This is a genomic window from Kitasatospora sp. NPDC096140 (genome assembly GCF_040303045.1).
In the GTDB taxonomy this organism is placed as follows: Bacteria; Actinomycetota; Actinomycetes; order Streptomycetales; family Streptomycetaceae; genus Kitasatospora.
Genome location: NZ_JBEOUW010000009.1, coordinates 90865 through 103357 on the forward strand (window position 1 = coordinate 90865; position 12493 = coordinate 103357).

The 12493-nt window shown below is 74.5% G+C and carries 12 protein-coding genes; 8 read left to right on the forward strand and 4 right to left on the reverse strand.

The genetic code is table 11. The features are described from left to right. Positions 1-22: 22 nt before the first annotated feature. The gene (locus tag ABT048_RS11585) at positions 23-352 is read left to right on the forward strand and encodes a heavy-metal-associated domain-containing protein (RefSeq protein WP_350521158.1); all 330 of its coding nucleotides are present in this window, start codon (positions 23-25) and stop codon (positions 350-352) included. A gap of 114 nt (positions 353-466) precedes the next feature. Next, on the forward strand, positions 467-748 hold the full coding sequence (locus ABT048_RS11590; protein ID WP_350521159.1) for a metal-sensitive transcriptional regulator: 282 nt from the start codon (positions 467-469) through the stop codon (positions 746-748). A gap of 542 nt (positions 749-1290) precedes the next feature. Here the strand turns inward: ABT048_RS11590 and ABT048_RS11595 are convergent. Next, entirely contained in the window at positions 1291-1833 is a 543-nt protein-coding gene (locus ABT048_RS11595; RefSeq protein ID WP_350521160.1) for an MOSC domain-containing protein, read from the reverse strand. Positions 1834-1956: 123 nt separating this feature from the next. Then, positions 1957-2595 (reverse strand): TetR/AcrR family transcriptional regulator, encoded by a 639-nt coding sequence (locus ABT048_RS11600; RefSeq protein ID WP_350521161.1) that lies wholly within the window; start codon positions 2593-2595, stop codon positions 1957-1959. 140 nt (positions 2596-2735) lie between these two features. Here ABT048_RS11600 and ABT048_RS11605 point away from each other — a divergent pair, with 140 nt between their 5' ends. Further along, on the forward strand, positions 2736-4460 hold the full coding sequence (locus ABT048_RS11605) for an FAD-dependent monooxygenase (protein ID WP_350521162.1): 1725 nt from the start codon (positions 2736-2738) through the stop codon (positions 4458-4460). On the opposite strand, the gene ABT048_RS11610 is transcribed toward ABT048_RS11605, so the two are convergent. Beyond that, positions 4442-4870: a DUF4345 domain-containing protein gene (locus ABT048_RS11610; protein ID WP_350521163.1), complete on the reverse strand. Its 429-nt coding sequence runs from the start codon at positions 4868-4870 to the stop codon at positions 4442-4444. The two genes, ABT048_RS11605 and ABT048_RS11610, sit on opposite strands and share 19 nt — an antisense overlap. A gap of 147 nt (positions 4871-5017) precedes the next feature. Between ABT048_RS11610 and ABT048_RS11615 the strand changes: the two genes are divergently transcribed. Continuing rightward, positions 5018-5656 (forward strand): TetR/AcrR family transcriptional regulator, encoded by a 639-nt coding sequence (locus tag ABT048_RS11615; RefSeq protein ID WP_350521164.1) that lies wholly within the window; start codon positions 5018-5020, stop codon positions 5654-5656. A gap of 140 nt (positions 5657-5796) precedes the next feature. Next, the gene (locus ABT048_RS11620) at positions 5797-7098 is read left to right on the forward strand and encodes a cytochrome P450 (RefSeq protein WP_350521165.1); all 1302 of its coding nucleotides are present in this window, start codon (positions 5797-5799) and stop codon (positions 7096-7098) included. 157 nt (positions 7099-7255) lie between these two features. Here ABT048_RS11620 and ABT048_RS11625 read toward each other — a convergent pair whose 3' ends face one another. Further along, complete coding sequence (locus tag ABT048_RS11625; protein ID WP_350521166.1) at positions 7256-8416, reverse strand: Dyp-type peroxidase; 1161 nt, start codon at positions 8414-8416, stop codon at positions 7256-7258. 292 nt (positions 8417-8708) lie between these two features. On the opposite strand from ABT048_RS11625, the gene ABT048_RS11630 reads away from it, so the two are divergent. From ABT048_RS11630 to ABT048_RS11640, 3 genes are all read left to right on the forward strand, one after another. Beyond that, complete coding sequence (locus ABT048_RS11630; RefSeq protein WP_350521167.1) at positions 8709-9866, forward strand: right-handed parallel beta-helix repeat-containing protein; 1158 nt, start codon at positions 8709-8711, stop codon at positions 9864-9866. 192 nt (positions 9867-10058) lie between these two features. Beyond that, complete coding sequence (locus ABT048_RS11635; protein ID WP_350521168.1) at positions 10059-10793, forward strand: TSUP family transporter; 735 nt, start codon at positions 10059-10061, stop codon at positions 10791-10793. A gap of 168 nt (positions 10794-10961) precedes the next feature. Next, positions 10962-12311: an MFS transporter gene (locus ABT048_RS11640; RefSeq protein ID WP_350521169.1), complete on the forward strand. Its 1350-nt coding sequence runs from the start codon at positions 10962-10964 to the stop codon at positions 12309-12311. Positions 12312-12493: the final 182 nt, after the last annotated feature.

Below are 12493 nucleotides of genomic sequence, written 5' to 3' on the forward strand. Positions count from 1 at the left end.
CACTGACGACAGGAGCACACCCATGAGCGAGACCAGCGAGACCACCCTCACCGTCGAGTCGACCACCGCCGGGGCCTCCTCCTGCTGCGGCTCGTGCAGCACCGGCGCCGGCGCGGCCCCCGAGGACGCGTCCGCCCTGACCTCGGCCTTCCAGGTCAAGGGCATGACCTGCGGCCACTGCGTCACCTCGGTCACGGCCGAGTTGAAGAAGGTCGAGGGCGTCACCGACGTCGCCGTGGACCTCGCCTCCGGCAGGGTCACCGTCGGCAGCACCCGGCCGCTGGCCGACGCCGACGTGGCCGCCGCCGTCGACGAGGCCGGCTACGACCTGGTCGGCCGCCTCGACGGCTGACCCCCGAGGCCCGGACGGACGGGCGGGCGCCACCGCCCGTCCGGGCCGACTCCCCCGCCGGAGCGCGCCGGTAGAGTGAGCACCCTCCTCACCGCACAGGAACCGGAGACGGCCATGGCCAGCTACAGCTCCCACAAGGACGACTTCCTCAAGCGGCTCCGCCGCATCGAGGGACAGATCCGCGGCCTGCAGCGCATGGTCGAGCAGGACACCTACTGCATCGACGTCCTCACCCAGGTCTCCGCCGCCAGCCGCGCACTCCAGTCCTTCGCCCTCCAACTCCTGGACGAGCACATCGAGTGCTGCGTCCGCGACGCCATCGCCGAGGGCGGCCAGGAGGCGGGCGTCAAGATCCGCGAGGCCAACCAGGCGATCGCCCGCCTCGTCCGGTCCTGATCCGACCGGCACGACACCCGCTCCGCGCACGGGGCCCGCGAGAACGGGCCCACGGCCGAACCCGGGAGAGTGGAACCCCGGGGAGGCGGAAGCCGGGTACGGGTGGGGGGTATCGGACCAGGGGTATCCTCGAAGCCCTTCGGGCCTGCGGGGCAGACGAGTTGGGGGATCCGCCGCGGCGTCGATCGAGTTCGTCCGCCGACTGGACGGTCTGGTCTACCACTTCGACCAGGACGGCACCTTCCACGGCCGGCCGTCGTTCAAGCGGACCGACCTGGACGTCTGGTGCCGCCGGCCGCCCGAGCGCAGCTGGTGCACCGTCGACGCCGCCGGGGCGCCCGACTCCGCGCCGCTGCCCGGGGGAACGACCGGGGAGCCGGTCCCGCCGCTCTGCGCCTGGCACAGCCGGAAGGCCGGGAAGTCGCACCTCTACGACCTGCGCCGGGTCGACGGGCAACCGCCGCGCTGACGGCCCGCACGGCCCTGACGTCCGGTCGTGAACCGTCGCGCCCGGGCACGGCCTGAGCCCGGGTCGCGGACCGTCAGACCCGGTCGAGCGCCCGGTGCGGCCCGTCCGGCAGTTCGACGGCGATCGCGTCGCCGGGCCGGACCGCGCCGCCCGTACGGACGGTGCCCATGATCCCGGCCCGGCGGACGATCGTCCCGTCCGCGGCGCGGCCGACAACCTGCTTCAGAAGGCCCGTCCGGTAGTTCTCGATCTGTGCGCACGGGTTGCGCAGGCCGGTGATCTCCACCTCGGCCTCCGGACCGATCCGCAGCAGCGCGCCGACCGGCAGGCCGAGCAGGTCCACGCCCTCGGTGGTGATGTTCTCGCCGAGCGCACCCGGCGCCACGTCGAACCCGGATCCGGCGAGCTCGGTGAGCAGTTCGCGGTGGATCAGGTGGACCTGCCGCAGGTTGGGCAGGGTCGGGTCCTGGGCGACGCGCGAGCGGTGCCTGACCGTCACCCCGGCGTGCACATCGCCCTCCACGCCGAGCCCGGCGAGCAACCTGATGCCGGCCCGGTTCGGCTTGGTGAACGCGTACTCGGCGTTGCTGCTGACCGCCACCACGGTGCCGCTCATGCTTCGGACCCTCCTCGCGGACGCACGTTCGATGGGCCCCGAGCATAGGCCAGGCCTGACGGGTCGACGGGATCGATGCCCGGCGGGCCGGTGGGATCGGTGCGCGGCGGGACCGACTGACCGTCAGTTCCCGGACGGGGAGCGCAGCAGCGGCATCACGACCTCGTCCAGTACCTCCGCCACCACGTCGTCGGACGGTACGGCGCCGCCCGTCAGGAAGGCGTCGCGCAGCAGGTCGAGCGGGAGCGAGACGACGCGCGGGGTGATCCGGTCGGGGTTGATCTCGCCCCGGTCGGCCGCGCGGCGCATCATCGCGCCCAGGCTGCCGACCGGCCCCTCGGCGGTGAGCCCGCCGGTGAAGCCGGCCCGCAGTTCGGGATCGCGCAGCAGGTCGACCAGGAAGCCGTGGACGGCGTCGGTCGGCAGGTCGTCGAAGCGGTGCAGCAGACTGGCCATGAAGAGTGCGAGGTCGGTGCGCAACTCGCCGGTGTCCGGCGGCTCCTGGTAGTCGGGGGCGTTGCGGCCGAGGGCGGCGATGACCAGGGCGGCCCGGTTCGGCCAGCGGCGGTAGAGCACCGGCTTGCTGGTCCGCGCCCGGGCGGCGACGCCTTCCATGGTGAGCCGGTCGTACCCGTGGTCGGCGAGTTCGGCCCAGACGGCGTCCAGGATCGCCCGTTCCAGCTCGCTCCCGCGCCGCCGTGACGCGCCGGCCGGCCCCGCCGCCGGTCCGGTTGCCGATCCCGATCCCGCTCTCTCGCTCACCACCGGGTCCCGCGCCTCCCGCGTCCGTCGCACCCACTCTCGTAGATACGTTGCGTTTCTTATCGATTCGAGTCTACAGTCAGAGACAAGAAACGCGCCGTATCTTATGGCCGGATGGATGGGTACCCAGGGGGTCCGTCATGCGCAACGTCACGCCTGCTGTCACGCACAACGCCACACGCACCACCCCGCACACCACGCACGCCGCGCACACCGAACGCACCACCCCGCACGCCGCACGACCCGCCGGCGACACCGGCCGGGCCGAGGTCCTGGTGGTCGGCGCCGGCCCGGTGGGCCTCGCGCTCGCCCTCGGGCTGGCCCGCGCCGGGGTGGACTGCCGCGTCATCGAGCGGGAGCCGCAGTTCCGCGACCGCGGCGTCCGCGGCAAGGGGATCAACCCGCGCACACTGGAGGTGTTCGACGACCTCGGCGTCGTGGACGCGATCCTCGACCGCGGCACGCTCGACCTCAAGGTCCGGACGTACGAGGGGAGTCGGCTCGTCGGCGAGGTGGACCCGGCACCCGGCAACCGCCCCACCCCCGACCGCCCGTACGCCGGCATGCTGCTGCTCGGCCAGCACCACACCGAGGAGGTGCTGCGCGGACGGCTCGCCGAACTCGGCGTCACCGTCGAGACGGACACCGAACTGGTCGGCTTCACCCAGGACGCGGACGGCGTGCTGGCCACCGTCCGGCGCTCCGGCCGGACCGAACGGCTGGACGCCCGCTTCCTGGTCGGCTGCGACGGCGGCCGCAGCTCCGTCCGGAAACTGACCGGGATCCCCTTCCTCGGCGAGACCTGGGAGGAGGAACGATTCCTCATGGCCTCGATGGAGGTCGACGGCCTGGACACCGACGCCATGCACATCTGGAACGACCCCCGGCTCGGCGTCGGCGCCCTGGCCATGATCCCGATGCGGGCCGACGCCAACTGGGCGGTGCACGCCTCCGTCGCGCCGGACGAGCACGGCGCGATCCCCGACCCGACCGCGGAGACCTTCCGCCGGCTGTTCGCCGAACGCGCCGCACTGCCCGGGGTCACGCTGCACGAACCGAGCTGGTCCACCGTCTGGCGGCCGACGGTCCGCATGGTCGAGCGCTACCGCGACGGCCGGGTACTGCTCGCCGGCGACGCCGCGCACTGCCACTCCGCGGCGGGCGGCCAGGGCATGAACACCGGCATCCAGGACGCGCACAACCTGAGCTGGAAGCTGGCCGCCGTCCTGCGCGGCGCGCCCGACGCACTGCTCGACAGCTACCAGGACGAGCGCCTGCCCGTCGCCCGCGCCGTCCTCGCCGCCACCTCCGCCCAGCACAAGGCGCTGTTCGGCGCGGACGGCGCCCGTGCGCTGACCGACCAGTTCGTCAACCCGGCCGCCGCGGGCTCCGACTTCACCGGACTCTCCGTCGGCTACCGGAGCGGGCCGCTCGGCCGGAACCTCGACGACGCCACCGGCATCCGGGCCGGCGACCGCGCCCCCGACGCGCCCTGCACCACCGCCGACGGCAGGCCGACCCGGCTGTTCGACCTCTTCCGCGGCCCGCACTTCACCCTGCTGACCATCGGCGGGCCCACCGATCCGGCCGGTCCGCCCGGTCCGGTCGACCTGCCCGACCTGCCCGACCTGCCCGACCTGCGCTCCGTCGAGCTGCGCCGGGCCGCCGTCCTCGACCCCGACGGCCACCTGGCGCGGGCGTACGGGCTGCGCGGCGGCGCCGTCGTCCTCGTCCGGCCGGACGGCTACGTCGCGCTGACCGGCGCCACCGGCGACCCGGGTGCCACCGACCCGGGCGCCGCCGACCCGGGTGCCACCGACCCGGGCGCCGCCGGGCACCCCGGGGGCTACGCCCCGGTGGCCTGAGCCGGGGCGGAGAGCCGCGACGACGCCTCGGCCCGCGCCCGTTCGTCCGCGTCGGCGAGCCAGAAGTAGACCGGCGCGAGCCCGAGTTCGATCCCCATCAGCACCACCTGGAAGCCGTGCGGCCACCCGTCCACCGCAATGGACAGCACCCGCCCGAGGCCGCCCAGCAGGAACACCGCCGCCAGCCACCGCACCACCCGGGCCGGCACCGGCGCCTGCCGGGCGGCCCAGATCCAGGCGGCGCCGTACCCCGCGAAGATCGCGCCCATGAAGCGGCCGAAGCTGTCGATCGTGGGGCCGGCGTCCGCGGCCCCGGGCACCGCGGCGTTCCCCACCAGGATGTGGAAGAACCCGATCGCCACATCGGCGACCCCCATCGCCCACACGAGCACCCGCAGCGTCTTGGCCATGACCCGTCCACCCGTCGTCGGTCCCGTCGGAGCGCGCCCGCTCGACGCACGCGCTCACCGGCATGCGCCCTCACGACGCACGCCCTAGTTGACACGCGTCTACTAAGCTCGACCACCAGTGGACACGTGTCAAGTAACCTGGCGCGCATGCCAGTCCACGAACGACGCCGCCGGCTCTCCCCCGCCGAGCGGCGCGCCCAGCTGCTCTCCGTCGGCGCCCGGCTCTTCGCCGCCCGCCCGTACGAGGAGGTGCTGATGGAGGAGGTCGCCGAGCAGGCCGGGGTCTCGCGTGCGCTGCTCTACCGTCACTTCCCGAGCAAGCACGACCTGTTCGCCGAGGTCTACCGGCAGGCGGCCGACGAGCTGCTCGCCAAGTCCCGGTTCGATCCCGCCGACTCCCTGATCGAGCAGCTGGTCGAGGGCATGGACGCCCACCTGGACTACTTCGTCGCCAACCGGCACGCCGTGCTCGCCGCCAACCGGGTCCTGGCCGGGGACCAGGTGATCCAGACGATCATCACCGAGGAGCTCGACGCCCTGCGTGGCCGACTGCTCGGCGTCCTCCCGCTCGCGGACGAGACGGCGCGGCGGGCCGTGTCACAGATCCTGCGCAGCTGGCTGGTGTTCGTCCGGGTGCTGGTCATCGACTGGCTGACCGAGGAGAGCTGCACCCGCGACGAGCTGCGCGACGCCTGCATCGGCGCCGTCCTGGGCGCGCTGCGGCCGTTCCTGCCCGGCGCGCTGTTCGGGGGCATACCATCGGGCACAACGGGAGAAGCGCCCTAAGCCTCCAATTCCCCATGAAAATATGACAGTTGGATCGTCCGTTCTCCTACTCCCCACTCCCCACTCCCCACTCCCTTCTCCCGTCGACCAGCCGGGCCGCCCACCCGCCGCCCGCCGCCCGCCGACCCCCGAAGGGACCCATGGACTCCCCCGCCGCCACCAGGACCGCCCTCCCCCCGCTCCACCGGCTCCCCGTCTCCCCCGTCCGGCCGCCCCACCCGACCACCCTCCCCGACGGCACCCCCGCCTGGCTGGTCACCCGCTACCACGACGTCCGGCAGGTCCTCGGCGACCCCCGGATCACCCGGGCCGACCTGCACGACGTGGGCACCGCGGGCGCCACCGCCGACGTCGCCGCCAACCCGGCGTCCCTGTTCAACCAGGACGGCCCCGCCCACCGCCGCCTGCGCGCCACCGTCCAGCGGGCCTTCACCCCGCGCGCCATCGCCGGCTGGCAGCCCTGGGTCGCGGCGGCCGTCCAGCAGTCGGTGGACGCGCTGGTCGCGGCAGGCCCGCCGGCCGACCTCGTCGCCGCGTTCACCCGGCCGGTGCCGTTCGCCGTCACCACCCGGCTGATGGGGCTCGACGGCGACGGTCCGGACAGCCTGGACGAGGAACGGCTGCACCGCTGGACCCTCGCGCTGCTCGCCCAGGGCGGCGCCCCGGGCGACGGTCCCGCGGACGGTTCCGCGGACCGGGACGGGGACGGCGAGGCGGACGGTGACACGAGCGCGGACGACGCCGCGCACGGCGAGGCGGACGCGGACGACGCCGAAGACCACGCCGAAGCCCTCGCCGAGTACGGCGCGTTCACCACCGAGCTGATCGAACGCCGCCGCCGCGAGCCCGGCGACGACCTGGTCAGCCGCCTCGTCCAGGCCGCCGACCACGACGGCGGCATCCCCGAGGAGTCCCTCGTCCACCTCGTCGCCGGCCTCACCGCCAGCGGCAACGAGAGCGTCGCCGGCGCCCTCGGCAACGCCCTCGTCTACCTCCTCGGCGAACGCGCCGAGCACTGGCCCCGGCTCGCCGACCCGGACACCGCCGAGCGGACCGCCGAACGCCTGCTGCACTTCATCCCGCTCGGCGACGACGAGGCGACCATCCGCCGCGCCACCGCCCCGATCGAACTCGGCGGTGCCACCATCCCGGCCGACGCCGTCGTCGCCATCAGCCTCGGCAGCGCCAACCGCGACCCGGACGTCTACCCCGAGGGCCTCGACGCCGACCTCGACCTCCCCCTCGCCGCGCCCACCCTCGCCTTCAGCGCCGGTCCGCACTACTGCATCGGCGCCTGGCGCGTCCGCCTCGAAATGCGCGAGTCCCTCCGGCGCCTGGCCGCCGCCCTGCCCGGCCTGCGCCTCACCACCCCGGTCGCGGAGCTCGCGTGGCAGCTCGGCAGCACCACCCGGAGCCCGGCCCGGATTCCGGTCGACTGGTGAACCGCACCGGGCCGTACCGCCCCGACCGCAGGCGGTACGGCCCGCGCGCGGCACCACGCCCGCGCCAGGCACCACGCCCACGGACGGCGGGTACGGCCCGGTACAGCGGCACGCCCCGCGGGCGCCGGCCCGGTACGGCGCTACGGCCCGCGGGCGTTCAGCCGAACAGTCCCGCCCCCAGCACCCCGCCCTCCTCCGCCCCCGGCAGCACGTACACCACCGCCGACGCCGTGTGCTCCAGGAACGGGTTGAGCGCGTCCCGCGCGGCCAGCCGGTTCTGCACCCGGGTGAACTGCGCCGGGTCCCGCACGAAGGCGCAGAACAGCAGGCCCCGGTCGCCCGGCCCGTCGTCGTAGCTGTAGCCGCGCCGCAGCATCCGGGCGCCGCCGTCCAGCCGGGGGCTGGAGAGCCGGACGTGGGCGGTGGCCGGGATGAGGTACGAGCCGTCGGGGTTCTTCGCGTAGATGTCCGGCTCGTCGTGCTCCGCCGAGCCGGTGAGCGGCGCGCCGTCGCCCTCCCGGCGGCCCATCGCCAGGTCCCGGCGGTCCGCGGGGAGGGCACCGAAGGCCGCGGTGTCCATCCGGATCCGCCGGTAGACCAGGACGGTCCCGTGCCGGTGCGGGCCGGGCGGGCCCCAGACCCACTGCCCGGCGGCCTCCTCGTCCGGGTTCGCGGTGCCGTCCTTGAAGCCGAACAGGTTCCTCGGCGTCGTCCCCGCGGCCGTGCGGGGCAGGAAACCGGACTGCGTCCACCGCACCGACGCGCCCGCCGCCCCGGCCGCCGCGCCGACCTGCTCGGCGACGACGGACAGCGGCCACCGGTCCGCGGCGCACAGCTGGACCAGCAGGTCGCCGCCGCCGCGCGCCGGGTCGAGCCGGTCCCCCGGGAAGGCGGGCAGCTCCGCCAGCACCGGCGCCGGAACGTTCAGCCCCAGCCGGGAGGCGAGCCCCGGCCCGACCCCCACCAGGCTGCTGAGCCGGGCCGGTTCGCCGCCCTGCAGGCGCGCGTCCGCCGACGTCCCGCTGCTCGCTTCGGCCAGCACCCGGGTCAGCTCCCCGAGCAGGCCCCGCAGGGCGGTCCGGCCGTCCGAGGTGGCGGCGGGCGGCAGGTCGAAGGCGAGCAGCTGGGTCGCCGGCTGCTGCGGGGCCGTCACTCCGGCCTGCCGCTCGCCGTGGAAGGGAACCGACGGCTCGGGCGGCGGCGCCGCGGCCCGTCCGCCGTCGCCCCCGCGGGCGAGCGCCGTGAGGCCGGCGCCGACCCCCGCACCGACCCCGGCGGCCAGCGCCGCCCCGCCCGCCAGCAGGGCCCTTCGGTCCACACCGGGGCCGACAGTTCGTGGCCGGTCCTGCGCCTTTCCGGTTTCGGCATGCATGGGCGACATTGGAGACGATAGAACACGCCTTATGCAACTTTTGACCACACGTCAATTCCGCTCCACCACAACCAGGAGCCCCGGAAAGGCGGTCCGGACCCTCCTCCCCGCCCTGCTCAGTGCCGCCGCGCTCGTCATCTCCGGCTGCTCGTCCGGAGGTTCGACCTCGTCCGATGCAAAACACCCGGAAGGAACGGTCGTTCGGGTCCCACAGCACTTCCCGACCGTCCAGCAGGCCGTGGACGTGGCCCGCGAGGGCGACACCGTCCTGGTCGACCCGGGCACGTACCGCGAGAGCGTCCGGATCACCAAGCCCCGGATCGTGCTGCGCGGCACCGACCGCAACACGGTGGTGCTCGACGGCGGCGTGCGCCTCGCCAACGGCGTCACCGTCACCGGGCCGGGCTCGGTGGTCGAGAACCTCACCGTCCACGGCTACCTCGCCAACGGCGTCCTGTTCACCGGCGTCACCGACGAGAAGCTGCAGCAGCGCGGCGCCGGCGGCTCCGCCTACGACCCCCTGGACACCGCCCGATTCCCGGCCGTCCAGGGCTTCCGGGCGACCCGCGTCACCGCCTACGACAACGGCCTGTACGGCATCTACGCCTTCGACGCGCGCGGCGGCGTCATCGAGGACTCGTACGCCTCCGGGCAGGCCGACTCCGGCATCTACGTCGGGCAGTGCAAGCCCTGCGACACCCTGGTGCGCGGCAACACCGTCGAGCGCAACGCCGTCGGCATCGAACTCACCAACGCCTCCGACGGGTTGACCATCCTCGGCAACAAGGTCAGCGGCAACCGGGTCGGCGTCACCGTCAACTCCAACGACCTGGAGGCCCTCGCCCCGCAGCACGGCGCGGTGATCGCGGGCAACGTCGTCACCGACAACAACGCCGCCGACACCCCCGAGCAGGCCGACGGCGGCTTCGGCATCGGCATCGGCATCGGCGGTGGCACGGCGAACCAGGTGCAGCGCAACCTCGTCCGGGGCAACCGCGCCGTCGGCATCGTCATCACCGACCCGCCCGGCCACCCGGCGAGCGGCAACCGCGTCGAGGGCAACCGCGCCACCGGCAACGGCACCGACCTCGCCCTGGCCTCCGTCGACCCGGCCAACTGCTTCAGCGGCAACCAGCCCGCCGTGCAGAGCCCGGAGAACCTGGAGACCGTGGCGGGCTGCGGGGTCCAGGGCCGCGGACCGGTGCCCGCCGGCCGCACCAGCCCGGTCCAGGCGCCGCCCGGCATCCCGTTCAGCCAGGTCCCGGCCCCGCCCGCGCAACCGTCCCTGCCCGACCCGACCGCCCCCGCCCGCCCCGCGACCGACCTCCCGGGACCGGTCGACCCCGCCGCCTACCCGCTCCCGGACACCGCCGACGCCGTACCCCCTGCCCACTGACGACGGAACCGCCGACCCGCGCCGCGAACGACCGACGGGCCCGTGGCCTCCCCCACGCCGCGGGCCCCCATCGCCCTCCCCGAGCCGCCCTCCCCGAGCCGCCTTCCCGCACCGGCCCGTCCTGCCCCGCACCGGCCGCAACTCGCCGGTGCGGCATGATCGGTACGGACCGCCCGCCGACCGAGGAGCCCGATGGACCACGGCTGGATCACCGTCCTCCTCCTCGGCTGCACCGTCCTCGCGGGCGCGTCCGTCCAGCGGCTGACCGGCATGGGCTTCGCCCTCGTCGCCGCGCCCGTCCTGGTCCTCCTCCTCGGCCCGAGCGGCGGGGTCACGCTGTCGAACCTCGCCGCCGGCGTCATCAGCGCCGTCGGCCTGCTGGGCAGTTGGCGGCAGGTGCGGCTGACGGCGATGCTCCCGCTGATCCTCGCGGCGACCTGCACCGTCCCGGCCGGGGCGTGGGTCGCGGCGGAGGTGCCGGAGCCCGCACTGCTGATCGGCATCGGCGTCCTGGTCAGCCTGGCCTCGCTGCTGGTCCTGCGCGGGGCCAGGGCGTCCGCGCTGCGCGGGGTCGGCGGGGCCCTGGTCGCCGGCGCGACCAGCGGGTTCATGAACTCGGCCGCCGGGGTGGGCGGCCCGGCCGTGTCCCTGTACGCCGTCAACACCGGCTGGACGGCCCGGCAGTTCGTACCCAATGCACAGTTCTACGGCGTGGTGGTGAACGCCGTCTCACTGGCCACCAAGGGCCTGCCCGGACTGGGCGCGTCCGCCTGGTGCCTGGTGGCCGCCGCGCTCGCGGGCGGAGCGGTGATCGGCCGGCTGCTCGCCGAGCGGGTGGCGGAGGACCGCGCCCGGCTGGTGGTGCTCGGCCTGGCACTGGCGGGCGGGCTGACCACGCTCGTCAAGGGCGTCTCCGGTCTCGGCTAGCCCGGGGCCACGGCCGGCCGGGAGGCACCCCGGGGACCGCAAACCCGCAGGACAGTCCGGACAGCTCAGGACGTCCCCGACTTCCTTGCCGACACGGTCAGTTCGGGACACCCCGGGCAGTTCGGAATCCGCCCGAACGGTCCTCCGCGGACATGACATACTGCGTCGGTGACCGCAGCAGACCTGGCAGAGAAGCCACCCAAAAGCCGTCCGCGACTGGGCCGGAAGTTCACCCTGCTGTGGTCCGCCTCGGCGATCTCCTCGGTCGGCGACGGCATGCGGGAATCGGCCCTGCCCCTCCTGGCAGTGGCGGTCTCCGACTCGCCCAGCGCGGTCTCGGTGGTCTCCGTCGCCACCTCACTGCCCTACCTGCTGATGTCCCTGTACGGCGGCGTGCTCGCCGACCGGTCCGACCGGCGGCGGCTGATGTGGACGATCGACGCCCTGCGCGCCGTCGTCGTCCTGGGCTTCGCCGCCTGGGTCTTCGTCGCCGACCCGCCGCTGGTCGCGCTCGCCGCGGTGGCCTTCCTGCTCGGCTGCGGCGAGACGGTCTTCTCCAACGCCGCCACCTCGGTCGTCCCGGAGGTGGTCCGCCCCGACCAGCTCGACGCCGCCAACGGCCGGATGCAGGCCAACATGCTCGTCGGCGGGAACCTGATCGGCCCGCTGCTCGGCTCGGCGCTGTTCGCCGTGGCCGCCGGCTTCCCCTTCACGGTGGACGGCGCCTCCTTCGCGCTCGCCGCCGTCCTGGTCGCCGCGACCGGCCGCTCCACCACCGCCCGGGCCAAGGCCGGCCGCCCGGTGCTCACCGAGATCCGCGAGGGCGTCAACTGGCTGGTCCGCCACCGCGAGGTGCGGATGCTCGCCGTGCTCTCCGCCCTCGGCGCAATGACCTGCTTCATGGGCACCACCATGATGGTCCTGATGGTCACCCGGGTCGTGCACGCCCCCGCCGCCTCGTACGGCATCGTCCTCGCGGCCGGCGCCATCGGCGGCACCGCCGCGAGCACCCTGGCCGGCCGACTCAGCGGCCTGCTCAACCGGGGCACCAGGATCGCCCTCGCCTTCCTGCTGATGGGCGTCTCGCTGATCCTGATGTCGCTGAGCAACTCGGTGTTCGAGATCGCCGCGCTGTACGGCGTGATCGGCTTCGGCATCGTGACCTGGAACATCCAGGCGATCTCGCTGCGCCAGCAGGCCGTCCCGAAGGAGCTGCTCGGCCGGGTCAACAGCTGCTACATGCTGCTGACCCGACTCGGCATCATGACCGGCGCCGCCCTGAGCGGTTGGATCGCCTCCGTCGCCAGCATCCGGACCCCGATCGTGCTGGCCGGCACCCTGCTGCTCGCCCTGCTGGTCGCGGTGCTGTTCCTGCTCCCCCGGATGACGGCGATGGAGACCCCCCGGGCGGAGGCCCCCGCGCCGGAGGCCGCCGACGCCGCAACCGCCGCCACCGGCACCGGCACCGGCACCGCTGACGCTCGCACCGCCGACGAGGCCCCGAAGACGGGCGAATGACACCCGCCGGGGGGAAGCGACTCCCCCCGGCGAGGCACGGCAGCCGGACCGGCTGCGAGCGCACAGGGCAGGAGGCCGGGCACCCGCCCGGCCCGCCACACCCGAGCCGCCCCTTCGCGGCCGTTCGCCCGCAGGTCAAAGGGCATGCACGACAGGACAAATGCGGCAGCAGGAATGCCCGG